Below are 16,755 nucleotides of genomic sequence, written 5' to 3'. Positions count from 1 at the left end.
GTGCATGAAAGTATCGGGAGCGTGATGGACCTTGTGTGGGTGGTACTGGGAATCGCGGCGGTCGCGGTCCTGCTGTTCTTCGTGGCGACTGCCGTGTTCGGTCCCGGAGAGCGCCCTGAGCAGGCAAGCACGGAGCGGGGTACGCATCTACCTGTTGATCGTGACCTCACAGCAGATGACCTGCGGGCCCTGGAACTCCCGGTGGTCGCCCGCGGCTATCGGATGAGCGATGTTGACGCGCTCATCGAACGGATGGCGCGTCAACTTGGGCACGACCTGGGCAGCGAGCGCCGGGATCTGTCCAGCGAGCACGGTGATCTGCCCAGCGAGCGCTTTGGTGCGCTGCAGCCCGACGGCGACGCTAGGGAGGCCCGCCCGAGTGATCCAGCCTAGTTCCAGGTTCATCGAGCGTCACGGCGTATCAGGGGCAGCCCTCGGGCCCGCCGACCGACCTCACTTGGGCGGTTGATGTGCGCTGTGGGTGGCATCCGCGCGGCTATGGATGAGCATGCGTGACCCCGATGACAGCGGCGTCGGTCGGTTAGGGATAATTGCTGTAACTCACGTCTCATCGTTTCCTGGCGAGAAGTGAAGTCATATCCGCGAGCCCCTCGGGCTCTATGACAGCAGACGCCGGTGCTCATTCGGCGGCTGTGAAGGAGGAGATTATGGCGGCCATGAAGCCTCGTACTGGCGAGGGTCCGCTCGAGGTGACCAAGGAAGGTCGCGGCATCGTCATGCGCGTGCCGCTCGAGGGTGGCGGCCGGCTCGTGGTCGAGATGACCCCCGATGAGGCGCAGGCGCTCGCCGAGGCGCTCAAGCCGATTGTCGACTAATCGCGCAGTACCGCACATCGCACTATTGAATAGTTAGCTCAGAATTTCACCGAGGGGCGGACGGCGTTGGCCGGACCGCCCCTCGTTTCGCTTCGCGCCAGTTCAACCCGCAGTACGCGTACTTCCGCAGCGCGGCGCAGTCTCGCGCCTACTCACCCCGGTCGCGCGTCCGCACCGGGTCGGAGTCTCACTCCAACTCGCCCCGGGATACACGCACTCACCCCGCAGTCGCACTCACCCCGCGGTGCGGCGTACCGCCTCGTAGAGGTCACGCACCTGGGCGGCGATCCGGTCCCAGCCGAAATCGCCGACCGCGCGCCCGCGGCCGGAGCGGCCGAAGTCGTCGCATAGCTGCTCGTCAGCGACCAACTGGTTGATCGCCGATGCCAGCCCGGCCTCGAACTGACCCGGCTGCTGCGGGTCGTACTGCACCAGCAGACCCGTTTCGCCGTGCATGACCACTTCAGGGATACCACCGACGTCCGAGGCAACCACCGCCGTCTGACACGCCATCGCCTCCAGGTTCACGATGCCTAGCGGCTCGTAGATCGACGGGCAAACGAACACTCGCGCGTGACTGAGGACCTGCCGAACCTCCTCGCGGGGCAGCATCTCGCTGACCAGGAAGACCCCGTCGCGCTGCGCGTTCAATTCCGCTAGTAGCGCGTCGGTCTCCGCCGCTAACTCTGGAGTGTCAGCGGCGCCGGCCAGGAGCACGATCTGAGTGCCGGGTTCGAGGTCTTTGGCCGCGCTCAACAAGTGCGGCACGCCCTTCTGTCGCGTGATCCGCCCAACGAAGGTGACGTAAGGCTTGCTCAGGTCAACGCCGATCCGTTCGAGTACGTCGGTAGCCGGATCAGGGTAGTAGAGCTCGGTGTCGATGCCGTTGTAGATCGTGTGCACCCGGTCCGGATCCACCTCCGGATAGGCGGCCAGGATGTCCCGGCGCATCCCGTTGCTGACTGCCACGATCGCGTCGGCGGCCTCGTACGCGGTCTTCTCCACCCACGACGACAGCCGGTAGCCGCCGCCGAGTTGCTCGGCTTTCCACGGACGCAACGGTTCGAGCGAATGCGCCGTGATCACGTGCGGTACGCCGTACAGCAACTTGCCCAGGTGTCCGGCGAGATTCGCGTACCAGGTGTGTGAGTGCAGCACTTCGCGGTCAGCCAATGCCGCCACCATCGCGACGTCCGCGGCGATGACCTGTAGCGCCGGGTTGGCGTCGGCAGAGCCTGGGACCAACTCGGGAAACGTGCTCGCGCCGTCGCGTTCCGCACCGGTGCAGTACACCTGCACATCGGCGAGTTTCGTTAGTTCGCGGACTAGGAAGTCGACGTGTACGCCGGCCCCGCCGTACACGAACGGTGGATATTCGCGGGTGAGGATACCGATACGCATCCCTCGACATTAGCCCGCGCTGCCGAGCCGCGACGAGGCTCCGAAGACTTGTTCATGAGCAATTGGTGCTGATGTGACCTGCCGCGCGTTAGGGTCATCTTGTGGCGGCTAATCCGAAGGTCTTGGGGATCGTTCTAGCAGGTGGCGAGGGCAAACGGCTGATGCCGTTGACGACCGACCGGGCCAAACCTGCGGTGCCTTTCGGCGGGTCGTATCGCCTGGTCGATTTCGTGCTGTCGAACCTGGTCAACGGCGGCTACCGCCGGCTATGCGTGCTGACGCAGTACAAATCGCACTCGCTCGATCGGCACATCACCCAGACCTGGCGGATGTCCACGCTCACCGGCAATTACGTCACGCCGGTGCCCGCGCAGCAACGCCGCGGGCCGCGCTGGTTCACCGGCAGTGCCGACGCGATCTATCAGTCGATGAATCTGATCCGTGACGAGCGCCCGGACTACGTCGTGGTGTTCGGCGCCGACCACGTGTACCGGATGGATCCGTCGCAGATGGTGGCGCAGCACATCGAGTCCGGTGCTGCCGTGACCGTCGCAGGTATTCGGGTGCCGCGCGAGCAGGCTAGTGCGTTCGGCGTGATTGACACCGACGAGTCGGGACGCAAGATCACCCAGTTCCTGGAAAAGCCCGCCGACCCGCCGGGCCTGCCGGACGACCCGAACGCGACGTTCGCATCAATGGGCAATTACGTGTTCACCACGGAGGCGCTCGTGGAGGCACTCGATCGTGACGCGGCCGACGAATCCAGCCTGCACGATATGGGCGGCAACATCATTCCGATGCTGACGTCCGACGGAACGGCGTATGTCTACGACTTCGCGGACAACAAGGTTCCCGGTGCCACCGAACGCGATCGCGGATATTGGCGTGATGTCGGCACCTTGGATTCCTACTACGACGCGCACATGGACCTCGTCTCGGTACACCCGATCTTCAACCTTTACAACACGGACTGGCCGCTGCTGACGTCGTCGGCCAAGCGACCCCCGGCGAAGTTCGTGCTCGGTGGGTTGGCGACCGAATCAATGGTTGCGGCGGGGTCGATCGTCGCGGGCGCGACGGTACGCGGGTCCGTGCTCGGGATGGATGTACGGGTATTCGAGGGAGCGCTCGTCGACGGGTGCGTGCTGCTGGACAACGTTCAAATCGGCAAGGGATCGATCGTCCGCCGCGCGATTCTGGACAAGAACGTGGTGGTGCCGGACGGCGTACACGTCGGCGTCGACTTGGCGCGGGACCGCGAGAAGTACCACGTGACCGAGTCCGGCGTCGTGGTGATCGGCAAGGACGTCGTGGTCGAGCGCTAAGCGACTACTCCGGGCGGTACACGGCCGCCAGCAGGCCCTCACCGTTCGGCAGGATCCCCGGGACCAGGAAATCGTGCTCGCGGATCAACTTGCCGATCTCGCGCAGCGCGACGGAATCCGCGTCGCGTGCGGACGGGTCGGCTACGCGATCGCTGTGCAGGGCGTCGTTGAGCACGACGAGCCCGCCATAGCGCAACAGTCGCAGCGCCTCGTCGAGAGTTTCGGCGTAGTCCTGCGGGTCGGCATCGATAAACACCATGTCGTAGGCGCCGTCGGTGAGCCGGGGGAGTACGTCGCGCGCGTCCCCGGTGATCACCCGGGCACGCGACGGCGCGATGCCAGCCTCGGTGAAGGATCGTTTGGCGGCACGCTGATGCTCGATCTCGGTGTCGACGGTGGTCAGGATGCCTTCGGGCTGCATACCGTCAAGTAGCCACATGCCCGATACCCCCGTGCCGGTGCCCACCTCGACCACGGCCCGAGCGTCGAGGGTCGCAGCCAGCAGCCGAAGTGCCGCACCGGTACCGGCGGTGACCGGCGTCACGCCAAGTTCCTCGGCCCGTTGCCGCGCTGAGGCGGCGGCGGGGTGCTCGGTGACGAAAGTCTCGACGTAGGTTCGGCTTGCGGCGTTGGTCATGCGTCAAGACTAGCGATCAACATTGCCGTCTTGACGGCGCGACTACGCCGAATGCGGCAGAATTGTCCGTATCCCCTTACCGCTACTTGCGAGGAGCGAAACAACACATGACCCACCAGACCGCACCGGCCGACTCCGCCACAAGCGGGCAAGCCGACGGGGACTGGGTCGCCCCATCGTGGGATCAGATCGTTCGCGAGCATTCTGCCCGGGTGTACCGATTGGCCTACCGGCTGTCGGGAAACCAGCAGGACGCCGAGGACCTCACGCAGGAGACCTTCATCCGCGTCTTCCGTTCGTTGTCGTCGTACACGCCCGGCACGTTTGAAGGGTGGATGCACCGGATCACCACCAACCTCTTCCTGGACATGGCTCGTCGTCGGCAGCGGATTCGCTTCGACCAGCTCTCCGATGAGGTTGAGCGGCTACCGGGCACGCATTCCGACCCGGTTGTCACGTTCGACCACAACAACATCAACGCCGACGTGCAGGCCGCGCTCGCGGATCTGCCGCCGGACTTCCGCGCGGCCGTGGTGCTCTGCGATATCGAAGGCCTGTCGTACGAGGAGATCGCCGCGACGCTCGGCGTCAAGCTCGGCACCGTGCGCAGCCGAATCCACCGTGGCCGTCTGCAGTTGCGGGAGGCCCTTGCCCATCGAGCGCCGGAGGCCATCCGGGCCGGGGGTGAGGCGTGAGCAGCGCCGGTGAGATGCACCTGTCCACCGAGGCGATGTCGGCGTACGTCGATGGTGAACTCGGTACCGTCGCACACGAACGCGCCGCGCGGCATATCCGCGGTTGCTACGAATGTGCCCAGGCCGTTGCGATTCAACGTCAAGCGAAGACGTCGCTGATGCAGAACTTCGGTGATTGCGATATCCCGAACAACCTGCTCAGTCGGCTCGGGCAGATCCCGTTCGCTGCGGACAAGCAGGGCCCGTTCGATCACTCCGGCACGACCGGAGACCGGTTCGAATTCCCGGTGGCATCGCCGCTGGACGAGCCGCGTAGGCGCGGTAGTTTCGGCCTTGGGACACTGCGTGGGCGCGTGTTCAAGAGCAGTGCCGCAGCGTTCGCGGTGGTCAGCGTTGTGGTGAGTCCCACACTGTGCCAGCAAACCGCGAGCGACGCTCGGGGGCACCAGATGCACATCACGGACGTCCTACCCGCGCAGATCGACCAGGATCCGGCCGACACCAGCCGGTAACGTCACGGGCGCCAGCGGAGAAAAAGGACTTCAGATTCATGTCGAACGACGGCCAGAACCCACCTGATCGCTCCGCCGACGCTGAACCCACGCGTTCGGACGGTACGGAAAACCCAGCGGGCACGCCCGTCGACGAAACCGCGTACACGCGACCGGATGGGGTCGCCGACAGTTTTGGGCCCACGCCCAGCCCACCGCAGCCCTCGATCGACCCCGGCCCGACGCCGTCAATCGGGGAGCAGCGTGTTTTTTCGCGTCCCGAGGACGTCGCCGGAAGCTTCGTGCAACGCCCAGGCACGCCCGCGGTACAGCGGCGGATGCCGCCGCCACCGCCGCCGGTAGCGCAGGCGTTCGGCCGCCCATCGGGAACGGCCGACAGTTTTGCTCCGCGTGCGCCGTACGGCCAGGAACGCCCCACCCAGGCGTCGCCGCCGATGGCGTATCAGCGAGCGTTCGGCCGCCCCGAGGGTGAGGGTGCGGATCTGCAGCGACAGCCGGGACGTGCGCCGTACCAGCCAGGCGAACTGCCGTCCAAGGCGTGGTGGGAGGACGCTCCTCGGGATCCGTGGCGCGACCCGCATGCCGAAGCGGGCTTGCAGCGTGCCCCACGACTGGCCGAGCATGAGGATGCCGTCGCCGAAGCGACCGTGCAGCAGGACAAGAAGGGTCGGCGGCGAGTCCGCGTCGGCGATATCCCGGTGCGCCTGGCTGGATTGATCGCCGTGATGACGCTGGTTCTGGGCGTCGCCGGCGGCATCGGCGGGTACTACCTCGGCAAGGTCACTTCACAGACTCCGCTCACGACCGCGAATCCCGAGTACAACGAGGTCGATAACTCGAAGCCGCCGAGTTCGATCGGTGACATTGCGCAGAAGGTGCAACCGAGCGTCGTGTCGATCGAGGTGTTGGTAGGCAACAGCGGCGGCTCCGGTTCCGGAGTGGTCATCGCCGAAGACGGCTACATCCTGACCAACAATCACGTCGTTTCTATGGCTGCTGATGCAGAGGACGCGAGCCTTAACGTGTCCTTCGTGGACGGCTCGATCAGTCCCGCGGAAATCGTTGGTCGTGACCAGAAGTCCGACCTCGCGGTGCTGAAGGTGGACAAGCCCGGACTCACACCGATCGATATCGGCCAGTCCAAGAACGTCGCCGTGGGCGATCAGGTCGTGGCCTTCGGATCGCCGCTCGGGCTCGCCGGAACCGTCACGTCGGGAATTGTCTCGGCCCTGGATCGGCCCATGCACCTGGCCGGAGAGGGCGCTGATACCGACGCCTACATCATGGCGCTGCAGACCGACGCGTCGATCAATCCCGGAAACTCCGGCGGCGCGCTCGTCGATGACCAGGGAGCGCTGGTCGGCATCAACACCGCCATCGCGAGTTTCTCCAGCGGTGAAGGTCAGGCCGGCAGCATCGGTCTCGGTTTCGCGATCCCGGTCGATTACGCGATGGACATCGCCGACTCGTTGATCAAGGGCGACACCCCACAGCACGGCAGCCTCGGAATCAACGCGCAGTCGGTCTCCGACGGCACCACTGACGGTGTTCTCGTCGTACGCGCCGACGCGTCCTCGCCGGCGGCCGAAGCCGGCATCAAGGAGAAGGACGTCATCATCGAGGTCGACGGGCAACGCGTCGGCAGCGTCGAAGACGTCAACTCGGTCACCTACCCGAAGAAGCCCGGTGACACGGTCGAGGTCACGCTGATTTCCGGCGGTGACCAGAAGACCGTGGAGGTCGTCCTCGGCCAGGCCTAACCAGGCAGCGCCGTGACAGCGCGCGGGCCGCAGCAAGGACTGCCTGCCGTCAACCGATGCGCGCCGCGCTGTTAGCGTCTATGCCGAACTATGTCGTGATTCGGAAGGACGTGCGATGCGCAGCGCCAAAGACTTCTTCAAGCCCCTCGCTGTGGGGGCGCCGCAGCCTCTGATGGAGGTACCCGCGCGGCCTTCGCGCGCGATCCACTTCTTCGATCCCAGCAACGAGAAGATGGCTGCGAAGGTCCCCGCGATGGTTGGCAAGGTCGACATCCTGCTCGGCAACCTCGAGGACGCCGTCAAGACCGAGCGCAAGGAAGCTGCTCGCCTCGGGCTGGTGAACGTCGGGAAGACGGTCGATTTCGGCGAGAACACACAGTTCTGGACCCGCGTCAATTCGCTGGATTCGCCGTGGTTCCACGACGACATCACCACTCTCGTCGCCGAGATCGGGGACAAGCTGGATGTCATCATGATCCCGAAGGTGGAAGGCCCCGAAGATATCCACTTCGTCGACCGTCTGCTCGCCCAGCTGGAGGCGAAAGCCGGGCTGAAGCGTCCGCTGCTGATCCACGCGATCCTGGAGACCGCTCGTGGAGTCGCCAACGTCGAGGAGATTTGCGCCGCCAGCCCGCGCATGCAGGGCCTCTCGCTCGGACCGGCCGACCTGGCCGCGGACCGTCGCATGAAGACCACCCGGGTCGGCGGCGGACACCCGGGCTACCTGGTGCGCCAGGACCCGACGGACGGCGATATCGAGGGTGAGCGTGGCGTCTTCCAGCAGGATCTGTGGCACTACACCATCTCGCGCATGGTCGATGCGTGCGTGATGAACGGAATCTTCCCGTTCTATGGCCCGTTCGGCGACATCAAAGACACGGTTGCCTGCGAGGACCAGTTCCGCAACGCCTTCCTGCTGGGGTGTGTCGGCGCCTGGTCGCTGCACCCGGTACAGATCGATATCGCAAAGCGCGTCTTTAGCCCGACCGTCGAAGACGTCGCGCACGCACGCCGCGTGGTGGCCGCGATGGGCGATGGTTCGGGCGCCGTCATGCTTGACGGAAAGATGGAGGACGACGCCTCGGTGAAGCAGTGCCTGGTCATCGTGAAGTTGGCCGAGGACTTGGCCGCCCGCGATCCTGAGCTCGCCGAACTGTACGCCACTGCAACTGGAGACAACTAACTATGAGCAATGCGACCTACCGCCCACGTCGTTCGGTGCTGTACATGCCGTCGGCGAACGCCCGCGCGCTGGACAAGGCTAAGGCGCTGCCCGCCGACGCGATCATCTTCGACCTCGAAGACGCTGTCGCGCCGGACGCCAAGGAAGCCGCCCGTGACGCTGCCTGCGCCGCGGTTACCTCCGGCGAGTACGGCAAGCGCGAGCTGACGATCCGGGTCAACAGCCTGGACACCCAGTGGCACGCCGAGGACATCAAGGCCGCCGCTGCTGCCGGGCCGGACGGCATCGTCGTACCCAAGGTGAACTCGGCCGACGAGGTCCGCCAGTTGGTTGCGTCCCTGGAGGCCGCTGGCGCCCCGGCGAAGACGAAGCTGTGGGCGATGATCGAGACGCCGATTGCGTTCCTGAACGCGTACGAGATCGCTTCGGCGTCCGAGCGGCTCGAGGTGCTGGTGATGGGCACCAATGATCAGGCGAAGGAACTGCACGCCGATCACGTACCCGGACGGGCGCCGCTGCTGCCCGGGCTTGGTATGGCGCTGATGGCTGCGCGCGCGGCCGGCAAGGTGATCCTGGACGGCGTCTACAACGACGTGCGCGATCCCGAAGGCTTCCTGGCGGAAGCGGTGCAGGGTAAGCAGCTCGGCTTTGACGGCAAGACCCTGATCCACCCGACGCAGGTCGAGCCGACGAACGAGGTCTTCGCGCCGTCCGAGCAAGAGGTGGCTGACGCTGCGGAGATCATCCATATCTGGGAGGACGCGCTACGCGAAGGTAAGGGCGTTGCGACGTTCAACGGCAAGATGATCGAGAACCTGCACGTCGATAACGCCCGCCGATCGCTGGAGATCAGTAAGGCGATCGACGCTTTGCAGGCATAGGCGTAATCTTGCCGGTAGACAGGTAATCCTAGGAGCGCTCACGTGTTCAGCTCGCTTGGTTGGCAAGAGATCGTTGTGCTGGTCCTGGTCGCATTGTTTATTTTCGGCCCCGACCGGTTGCCGGGCGCGGCCAAGCAGGCCGGCAGCGCGCTGAAATCGCTCAAGGAGCAGGTAACGGGAGCGAAGAAGCACATCAAGGAGGAGTTCGGTGACGAGTTGCCGAACTTCGACCGCGATTTGCTGAACCCCAAGGAGTACGTGCGTAAGCACCTGTGGGAGGACGACGAGCCCGCGGTGAGCAAGCCGGCGCCGCGGGGGATGAAAGCGACCCAGCAGTTGCAGCAGACCCAGCAGCCCGCCAAGTTCGACGTGGAAGCGACCTGACCACGGGACTATGTGCGCAGGCCCCGTCCGTTTGCTAACGGACGGGGCCTTTCTCTGCTATGCCTTCACCCGTCGTGCCGCCGCAGATCGTTTGCGCTAGGCGGTCGTTGACCGGCGGGTGGGTGGCTAGTGGCGCACGGGGCTGATGCCCAGCGACATCCCGGCCAGACCGCGTTCACGGGTAGCCAATCGCGAGGCGATGCTGTGCAGGGCTTCGCCCGCGCCCGATGACGGGTCCGACAGGACCAACGGCTTACCGTCGTCGCCGCCCTCACGCAGGCGCATGTCCAGCGGCACCTGTCCCAGCAGCGGCACCCGAGTGCCGGTGGACTGGGTCAGCGAGTCCGCGACAGCCTGACCGCCGCCGGACCCGAACAGCTCGATCGGATCGCCGCAGTGCGGGCACGGGAACCCGGACATGTTCTCGATGACGCCGACGATCTGCTGATGCGTCTGGTTCGCGATCGCGCCCGCGCGCTCGGCCACCTCACGCGCCGCGACCTGCGGGGTAGTGACGATGATCAACTCGCTGTTGGGCAATAACTGCGCGACCGAGATCGCGACGTCGCCGGTGCCGGGAGGCAGGTCCAGCAGTAGGACGTCGAGATCGCCCCAAAACACGTCGGCCAGGAACTGTTGCAGCGCGCGGTGCAGCATCGGACCGCGCCACACCACCGGCTGGTTGCCGGGGGTGAACATGCCCACGGAGATCACCGAAACGCCGTTGGCCTGGGGCGGCATGATCATGTCGTCAACCTGCGTCGGCTGGGTGGTGACGCCGATCATCCGCGGCACGGAGTGGCCATAGATGTCCGCGTCGACGACACCTACCCGCAATCCCTGCTGGGCCATCGCGACGGCGAGGTTCACGGTGACACTGGACTTACCGACGCCGCCCTTACCGGACGCCACGGCGTACACCCTGGTCAGCGAGCCAGGCTGGGCGAATGGGATGACCGCCTCGGGCTGGCCGCCACGCAGCGTCTTGCGTAACTCCGCGCGCTGCTCGTCGTTCATCACGTCCATCTCGACGTTCACGCCCGTCACGCCCCGCACCGCAGAGACGGCGTTGGTGACGTCCTTGGTGAGGGTGTCGCGCATCGGACAGCCCGCGACCGTCAGGTAGATCCCGACCGTGACCACGCCGTCGTCGGCGATGGAGACGTCCTTGATCATGCCGATCTCGGTGAGCGGACGGCGAATCTCCGGGTCGTTGACCGTCGCCAGGGCAGCATCGATCGTGCCGCGGTCAATTGCGGATGACATATGAACCTCGAAATCCTCGATAGGCGGAACATCTCATGGTACGTCCCGCGGCATCGACCGCTACGCGGCGTCGACGTCCTGTGATCAGTCAGTCTGTCGAGTGTGGGTCGGCGTCAAGGACGTCGCCGTCGTCGGGCTTACGCGACGGCGACGGCGAGGGGGCGCGCTTCTTCTTGGATTTCGGTTTCTTGCCGCTGGATTCCTCGGCCAAGAGCTTTTGCAACTCGGTGCGCACGAAATCGCGGGTCGCGACTTCGCCGATCGACAACCGCAGCGAGGCGAGTTCGCGGGCAATGAACTCGGTGTCGGCCTTCGACGCGACAGCGCGGGACCGATCCTCTTGCAGCGCGACCTTGTCGCGCGCTTCCTGGCGGTTCTGGGCGAGCAGAATCAGCGGAGCTGCGTACGCCGCCTGGGTGGAGAAAGCCAGGTTCAGCAGAATGAACGGATAGGGGTCCCACTGCAGCGTGATCACGAAGACGTTCAGCAGGATCCACACGATCACTATCACGGTCTGGATCACCAGATAGCGAGTCGTGCCGAAGAACCGGGCTAGGTTTTCCGCGCCGCGGCCGACCGCCTCCGGGTCGAAATGGAACCGCACGCCAGGCGAGGTGCCTCCGGGGCGTGACAGGTCATCGGGATCTACGCGGCTAGCCATCCTCGCGCCAATCCTCCGGGAGTAAGTGATCGAGCAGATCGTCGACGGTGACGGCGCCGACGAGTCGACCCGCATCATCGACGACCGGTGCCGCGACCAGGTTGTAGGTCGCGAAGTACCGGGCGATCTCGGCGAGTTCGGTCTGCGGGCTCAGCGGGTCGAGGTCGTCGTACGTGATCGAGCCGACCTGCTCGAACGGCGCCTCGCGCAGCAGCCGCTGGAAGTGCACGACCCCGAGAAAGTGGCCGGTCGGCGTGGTCGAGGGCGGACGAGCGACGTACACCTGTGACGCCACGGACGGATTCAACTGCTCGCGGCGGATGCGCGCGAGCGCTTCGGCGATGGTCGTGTTCGGCGGCAGAATGACCGGTTCCGAGGTCATCACACCACCGGCGGTGTCGTCGCCGTACGACAGCAATTGCCGCACCGGGGACGCCTCGTCGGGTTCCATCAGACCCAGCAACCTCTCCCGTTCGGAATCGGGCAGGTCGCCGAGCAGGTCGGCGGCGTCGTCAGGGTCCATCTCGGAGAGGACGTCGGCGGCGCGTTCGTCCTCCAGCTGCGACAGAATCTCGCGTTGGTCATCGTCCGGCAACTCGCCGAGCACGTCGGCGAGGCGATTGTCATCCAGCGCCTCGGCAACCTCTTGTCGACGGCGATCGGGCAAATCACGGATGCGTGCGGCGACGTCCGCGGGGCGTTGGTCTTCAAACTCCTCGAGGAGGCTGGTTGTCTCCTGACTTTCCTTGTCGATCGTGATGCCGCCGATTTCGTGCCAGTCGAGTTGCCGGACGTGACCTCGGCTGAGTCGGTGGGCGCGTTCACGGACGGCGACCTTCTGCACCAGCCAGTCGCGGGATCGGTTTTGTTCCATTGCGACGTCTACCAGCGTCACCGGCGTACCGGTCGCCAACACGGTGACCTGACGATCGAGGAGTTCGGCGATCGCCAGCACCTCGTGCGGGCGCAACTCGAACTTGCGGACGCTGACCGTCCCGGTCGACAGCCGCAACGAACCGTGGTCAGCGGCCACCATTTTGCCGATCGGGACGAAGGATTGGCGGCCCCGAGTGATCTCGACGACGAGACCGATCACGCGGGCCGGCGACGAGTCGGTGCGTAGGGTGAGCACGACGTCGAGCACCTTGCCGACCGGGGCACCGTCCGGGTCCAGCACAGAGAGACCCGCGAGGCGGGTCAGGTACACGCGGGACGTCGTAGTCACGGATCAAGGTTACCGACAAGGCAGAATGTCCCCATGCAGCGCAACCCCGACATCCCCGGCCTGACCGATCTCGTCGAGATCGGTCACGGCGGCAACGGCGTTGTGTACCGCGCCAACCAACAGCAATTACGCCGCGTGGTCGCAGTCAAACTGCTGACAACACGTCTGGATGAGCTCAGCGCGCAGCGCTTTGCATTGGAAAGCCAGGCGCTCGGCGCCATGTCCGGTCACCCCAACGTCGTCCCGATCTACACCGCCGACACCCTGAGCGACGGGTCGCCGTACTTCGTGATGCAGCTGTGCGAACACGGTTCACTCGACGATCGCCTGCGCGCCAGTGGACCGCTGCCGGTGCCGCTCGTACTGGACCTGGGCATCAGGATGTGTGGTGCGCTGCAGACCGCACACGAGGCCGGGCTACTGCATCGCGACATCAAACCCGGCAACATCCTGTTCGACTCGTACGACGTCCCCCGGCTGGCTGACTTCGGCCAGGCGCGGATGGCGGACACGAAGCTCACCCGTACTGGGGATGTAGTCGCCACGCCGGGCTACGCAGCCCCGGAGGTGCTTACCGGGGAACCAGCGACCGTGCGTTCGGACGTGTATTCGTTGGCCGCGACGCTCATGGCCGCTTTGCTGGGCAGCGGGCCGTTTCACCGCGATGGCGATGAGAGTGTCGCCGCGGTGCTGCTGCGGGTCGTGCAGGAACCGCCGCCAGATCTGCGCGGCCGCGGCGTACCCGATGTCTTCGCCGCCACGCTGGAGAAAGCGATGAGTAAGACGCCGGGGTTGCGGCAGATGAGCGCGGGCGAATTTGGCAGGCGGCTGCAGGATGTACAGCGCGACCTCGGCATCGCCCAAACGCCGATGGTCGTGGCGCCGGAAGCCGCGTCGTCACCGCTGGCGCCTCGCGGCGGGCCGAGTGAGGCACCGACGAGTTGGGTACCGCAGGAGTCGGTGCGAGCGGACCCGACCGCGTCGATCGGTTCACCAGGCTCACCGACCATGCGTCACGAACCGGGCAGATTCCCTGAGGTCACCGCGCAGCAGCCCGGGCCGCGGCGGCGCTCGCGCGCCAAATGGATCGCTGCCGGCGTCGCGACCGCTCTCGTGCTGGGCCTGGGCGGGTGGGGACTGTCGGTGGCGTTGGCCTCCGTCGACCCAACGAACCCTCAGGACGCTGCCGACCTGCTCATCGGTTCGGATTCGTATGGCCCAGGCACATGGCAGGCGACCGAAGACATGTCGCTGCTGACTGAAGTTATCGGGCAACTGCCGGAGACCCGCGAGGAAGCGGACTCGATCACGGCGTCGGCCCTGAACAGTTGCATGGGTTTGGATCCCGCGACCGATGTCGCTTCGGCGAAGGCATCCGCGCAGTACGTCGATAACGAGGTCACCGACGAGAGCAGCGGCAATTACCGGATCGCGCGATCGCAAGCGATCGTGGCCTCGTCAGCGGACGTCGCGCAGAACTGGGTACAGGCGTGGTCGAGCCCACAGTTCGACACCTGCCTGGATGAACTTTCAGATCTGGGCATCTCGGTGGGGAATGAGTCGACGCTGTACGGGCAACCCGCGCAGATCAGCGTGCCCGAATACGAGCCGGACGTACCGGACGGTGTGCAGTTCCAGGCCCGTCAGGTGGCTATCGCACTGGATCAGAATGCCGGCGATGAGGAGTCGGCTACGAACGAGGAGGGCGACGCCGCGCGCGCCGGGTGGCGTTACGTCACCGTGTTGGCGATGTCGGCGGGTACCTCCGTGGCGTATGTGGTGATGCAGAGCAACGAGGAGGGAGTGTCCGAGGAGATGATCGACCCGGTCACCGAGGCCTTCGTCGAGCTCGCGACCGAGTAGGTCCAGTCGCGCGTGCGGCCTCGGGCGGTAGACGCGGTGTCGGTGGATGAGGCGTCGCGATGCCTGGTGTGTGCGGTGTCGCGACGCGGTGTCGGTGCGCCCGGTGTCTGTGGTGTCGCGATGCGCGGTGTCAGGGTGACCTTGTTGCGGTATCGAGGTGCCGGGTTTCTGTGCTCAAAACGCAGTGTGAGCGGCCGATTATCGTTCTATAGGAGATGAGTGGCCCCCTGCACTGCGTTTTGTGCGGGCTAATCCGCGGGGCAACTACGCGCTACCGCTGTTCTGCCGGCGAACCTCCGCGCGCTACTGCCGTTTACCGGCGAACCTCCGGGCGCGCTATGGGTGTTCTGTCGCGAATCGCGGGGCGCGTTGATGATGTTCTGCCAGCGAACGCCGGGGCGCCGTTGTCAGTGACCTGACAACGGCGCCCCGGTAGTGCGGTGCTCGTACTGCTTACTGCTCGGGCTCGACGGCGATGCCGCGCAGGTCCGGGAAGCCGGTCGGGCTCAACGAGAAGCCCGACACGTTGTCATTGAACGCGCTCAGTACCTGCAGCTGGCACAGCGGGATCTGGTGCGTCGGGTTGTCGATCATCGCCTGCATCATGTCGTGATAGATCGGCGCACGCTCCTCGGGATCGACCGGTGTCGAAGCCTCGGCCGCGAGATCAAGGATCTCCTGGGCGGGGTCCTCGCCAGGGCTGTAGATCGAGCCGGGGTTGAGGTAACGCGAAGCGACGCCGTGCGGGTCGGCGCTGCCGGAGTACGGGTTGATGTTGCCGTTGGTCGTCTTGTTGACCGAGAAGCTCTCGATCACCTGCGGCGTCGGGACGGGATCGATCGACATTTCGATGCCGACCTCAGCCAACTGCTCCTGCACGATCTCGGACAGTTGCGTGGTGTAGGTGACGTTCGTGGTGACTGCCTTGATCGGGAACCCGTCGGGTACGCCGGCCTCAGCGAGCAGTTCCTTCGCCTTCTCAACGTCGTGTGGCCAGATGTCCAGGCCATCACCGATCTCGGGGTTGTAAGCGAAGCTGGTCTCCGGCCACGGCTGGATCTGCGGCGTGCACAGACCCTCGAAGAACCCGTCGCCGATCTCCACACGGTCGACGGCATAGTTCAGCGCTTCACGCACCTTTGGATCGTTCATCGGCTCGACCGACGAGTTCACCAGGAGGTACATGTAGGTGACCGACTCCGAAGCGGTGACCGTCAGATCGTCCGCGACGGCCGACTTCACCTGCGGCGGTCGCATGACCGCGCCGTCCAACTCGCCGGAATTCAACGCGTTCAGCCGGGTCTGGTCGTCGGTCATCAGCTTGATTTCCATGGTGGCGGCGTTCTGGACCTCGGGGTCCCAGTAGCCTTCACGCTTCGCATAGGTCGCGGTGTCACCGGCCGAGAACGATTCCATCGTGTACGCGCCGGCCCCGACCGGTTTCGTCTCTAGGGTGCCCGCCTTGATCGCCTTTGGTGAGGCCATCATGCCGGGGCGCTCGGCCATCGAGCCGAGCAGCGCGCCCAACCCTGAATCGGCGTTGAGCTTCACCGTGTACTCGTCGACGACCTCGACAGAGTCGAGCTGCTCGATCTCGGCAGCGATCCGGCTTCCTTCGCCTTTTGCGCGGTCGAGGTTGGTCTTGACGGCTTCGGCGTTGAACGGCTCGCCGTCGGAGAACGTCACGTCCTCGCGCAGGTGCATCACCAAGGCGGTGCCCTCCTGCTCCCACTCGGTGGCGAGCATGGGCTGCACCGTGCCGTCGGGGGCATTCCACACGAGGCGGTCGTACACGGGCGCGAGCGTCACGAAGTCGTACCCGGAGACGCTTTCGATCGGGTCCCAACCAGGTGTCATGACGCTGTACGAATACGTGAAGTGACCCTCCGGGTCGAACGTGTCGCTCAGCGGGATCTCGTTGGAGAATTCGCTTGCGACATCTTCGGTAGTTTCCTTGTCAGGTGTGCTGCCGCAGGCAGCGAGAAGCACGCTCGATGCCGCCAGCGCGGTGATCATGCTGAAGCGTCGCGAAAGTCTGTTCACAGTCACGGTGTGGGCCCACTCTTGGTCGATGGCGGGACAGCGTTCATGAACTGACTGGCCAGCCCGCCGGGAATTGAGTGCGC

General features: G+C 65.3%; 16 protein-coding genes. 10 read left to right on the top strand and 6 right to left on the bottom strand.

Annotated features, from left to right (window positions below):
* Window positions 1–24 precede the first annotated feature (24 nt).
* Together E1H16_RS00700 and E1H16_RS00695 are read left to right on the top strand one after the other, a co-directional pair.
* A complete protein-coding gene (locus E1H16_RS00700; RefSeq protein WP_134321781.1) occupies window positions 25–393 on the top strand; it encodes a DivIVA domain-containing protein in 369 nt (122 codons plus the stop codon).
* Window positions 394–668: 275 nt separating this feature from the next.
* Complete coding sequence (locus E1H16_RS00695; protein ID WP_134321780.1) at window positions 669–836, top strand: DUF3117 domain-containing protein; 168 nt, start codon at window positions 669–671, stop codon at window positions 834–836.
* Window positions 837–1,070: 234 nt separating this feature from the next.
* Here E1H16_RS00695 and glgA read toward each other — a convergent pair whose 3' ends face one another.
* Window positions 1,071–2,237, bottom strand: coding sequence for a glycogen synthase (glgA, locus tag E1H16_RS00690; protein ID WP_134321779.1), 1,167 nt, complete (start codon window positions 2,235–2,237; stop codon window positions 1,071–1,073).
* A gap of 101 nt (window positions 2,238–2,338) precedes the next feature.
* Between glgA and glgC the strand changes: the two genes are divergently transcribed.
* A complete protein-coding gene (gene glgC / locus E1H16_RS00685) occupies window positions 2,339–3,562 on the top strand; it encodes a glucose-1-phosphate adenylyltransferase (RefSeq protein WP_134321778.1) in 1,224 nt (407 codons plus the stop codon).
* Window positions 3,563–3,566: 4 nt separating this feature from the next.
* Here glgC and E1H16_RS00680 read toward each other — a convergent pair whose 3' ends face one another.
* The gene (locus E1H16_RS00680) at window positions 3,567–4,199 is read right to left on the bottom strand and encodes an O-methyltransferase (RefSeq protein WP_134321777.1); all 633 of its coding nucleotides are present in this window, start codon (window positions 4,197–4,199) and stop codon (window positions 3,567–3,569) included.
* Window positions 4,200–4,306: 107 nt separating this feature from the next.
* On the opposite strand from E1H16_RS00680, the gene sigE reads away from it, so the two are divergent.
* The 6 genes from sigE to E1H16_RS00650 all read left to right on the top strand — a co-directional run bounded on the left by sigE (window position 4,307) and on the right by E1H16_RS00650 (window position 9,614).
* Window positions 4,307–4,894 carry an RNA polymerase sigma factor SigE gene (sigE, locus tag E1H16_RS00675; protein WP_134321776.1) on the top strand — a complete coding sequence of 196 codons (588 nt, stop codon included), beginning with the start codon at window positions 4,307–4,309 and terminating at the stop codon, window positions 4,892–4,894.
* Window positions 4,891–5,406, top strand: a complete 516-nt coding sequence (locus tag E1H16_RS00670) for an anti-sigma factor family protein (protein WP_134321775.1) — start codon at window positions 4,891–4,893, stop codon at window positions 5,404–5,406. The genes sigE and E1H16_RS00670 overlap by 4 nt, the downstream gene beginning before the upstream one ends.
* Window positions 5,407–5,444: 38 nt before the next feature.
* On the top strand, window positions 5,445–7,166 hold the full coding sequence (locus E1H16_RS00665) for a trypsin-like peptidase domain-containing protein (RefSeq protein ID WP_134321774.1): 1,722 nt from the start codon (window positions 5,445–5,447) through the stop codon (window positions 7,164–7,166).
* Window positions 7,167–7,281: 115 nt separating this feature from the next.
* A complete protein-coding gene (locus tag E1H16_RS00660) occupies window positions 7,282–8,349 on the top strand; it encodes an HpcH/HpaI aldolase/citrate lyase family protein (RefSeq protein WP_134321773.1) in 1,068 nt (355 codons plus the stop codon).
* A gap of 2 nt (window positions 8,350–8,351) precedes the next feature.
* Window positions 8,352–9,230 carry an HpcH/HpaI aldolase/citrate lyase family protein gene (locus E1H16_RS00655; protein ID WP_134321772.1) on the top strand — a complete coding sequence of 293 codons (879 nt, stop codon included), beginning with the start codon at window positions 8,352–8,354 and terminating at the stop codon, window positions 9,228–9,230.
* A gap of 42 nt (window positions 9,231–9,272) precedes the next feature.
* Window positions 9,273–9,614 carry a sec-independent translocase gene (locus E1H16_RS00650; protein WP_134321771.1) on the top strand — a complete coding sequence of 114 codons (342 nt, stop codon included), beginning with the start codon at window positions 9,273–9,275 and terminating at the stop codon, window positions 9,612–9,614.
* A gap of 126 nt (window positions 9,615–9,740) precedes the next feature.
* Here the strand turns inward: E1H16_RS00650 and E1H16_RS00645 are convergent, their stop codons facing one another.
* The 3 genes from E1H16_RS00645 to E1H16_RS00635 form a co-directional block, all read right to left on the bottom strand.
* Complete coding sequence (locus tag E1H16_RS00645; RefSeq protein ID WP_134321770.1) at window positions 9,741–10,880, bottom strand: Mrp/NBP35 family ATP-binding protein; 1,140 nt, start codon at window positions 10,878–10,880, stop codon at window positions 9,741–9,743.
* 88 nt (window positions 10,881–10,968) lie between these two features.
* Complete coding sequence (locus E1H16_RS00640; protein WP_134321769.1) at window positions 10,969–11,541, bottom strand: DUF1003 domain-containing protein; 573 nt, start codon at window positions 11,539–11,541, stop codon at window positions 10,969–10,971.
* On the bottom strand, window positions 11,534–12,766 hold the full coding sequence (locus E1H16_RS00635; RefSeq protein WP_134321768.1) for a magnesium transporter MgtE N-terminal domain-containing protein: 1,233 nt from the start codon (window positions 12,764–12,766) through the stop codon (window positions 11,534–11,536). Before E1H16_RS00635 ends, E1H16_RS00640 begins: the two co-directional genes overlap by 8 nt.
* A gap of 33 nt (window positions 12,767–12,799) precedes the next feature.
* On the opposite strand from E1H16_RS00635, the gene E1H16_RS00630 reads away from it, so the two are divergent.
* Entirely contained in the window at window positions 12,800–14,629 is a 1,830-nt protein-coding gene (locus E1H16_RS00630) for a serine/threonine-protein kinase (RefSeq protein WP_134321767.1), read from the top strand.
* Between the two features lie 453 nt (window positions 14,630–15,082).
* Here E1H16_RS00630 and E1H16_RS00625 read toward each other — a convergent pair whose 3' ends face one another.
* Window positions 15,083–16,672 carry an ABC transporter substrate-binding protein gene (locus E1H16_RS00625; RefSeq protein WP_166741568.1) on the bottom strand — a complete coding sequence of 530 codons (1,590 nt, stop codon included), beginning with the start codon at window positions 16,670–16,672 and terminating at the stop codon, window positions 15,083–15,085.
* Window positions 16,673–16,755 lie beyond the last annotated feature (83 nt).

The organism is Cumulibacter soli, from assembly GCF_004382795.1.
In the GTDB taxonomy this organism is placed as follows: Bacteria; Actinomycetota; Actinomycetes; order Mycobacteriales; family Antricoccaceae; genus Cumulibacter; species Cumulibacter soli.
This window is presented reverse-complemented; position numbering and strand designations above follow the sequence as displayed.

What these genes read in the sequence shown, in the direction of transcription:
- E1H16_RS00660 (WP_134321773.1), top strand. Translation starts at nt 7,282, where the DNA reads ATGCGCAGCGCCAAAGACTTCTTCAAGCCCCTCGCTGTGGGGGCGCCG.
- glgA (WP_134321779.1), bottom strand. Translation starts at nt 2,237, where the DNA reads ATGCGTATCGGTATCCTCACCCGCGAATATCCACCGTTCGTGTACGGC.
- E1H16_RS00700 (WP_134321781.1), top strand. Translation starts at nt 25, where the DNA reads ATGGACCTTGTGTGGGTGGTACTGGGAATCGCGGCGGTCGCGGTCCTG.
- sigE (WP_134321776.1), top strand. Translation starts at nt 4,307, where the DNA reads ATGACCCACCAGACCGCACCGGCCGACTCCGCCACAAGCGGGCAAGCC.
- E1H16_RS00640 (WP_134321769.1), bottom strand. Translation starts at nt 11,541, where the DNA reads ATGGCTAGCCGCGTAGATCCCGATGACCTGTCACGCCCCGGAGGCACC.
- E1H16_RS00695 (WP_134321780.1), top strand. Translation starts at nt 669, where the DNA reads ATGGCGGCCATGAAGCCTCGTACTGGCGAGGGTCCGCTCGAGGTGACC.
- E1H16_RS00655 (WP_134321772.1), top strand. Translation starts at nt 8,352, where the DNA reads ATGAGCAATGCGACCTACCGCCCACGTCGTTCGGTGCTGTACATGCCG.
- E1H16_RS00665 (WP_134321774.1), top strand. Translation starts at nt 5,445, where the DNA reads ATGTCGAACGACGGCCAGAACCCACCTGATCGCTCCGCCGACGCTGAA.
- E1H16_RS00680 (WP_134321777.1), bottom strand. Translation starts at nt 4,199, where the DNA reads ATGACCAACGCCGCAAGCCGAACCTACGTCGAGACTTTCGTCACCGAG.
- E1H16_RS00645 (WP_134321770.1), bottom strand. Translation starts at nt 10,880, where the DNA reads ATGTCATCCGCAATTGACCGCGGCACGATCGATGCTGCCCTGGCGACG.
- E1H16_RS00630 (WP_134321767.1), top strand. Translation starts at nt 12,800, where the DNA reads ATGCAGCGCAACCCCGACATCCCCGGCCTGACCGATCTCGTCGAGATC.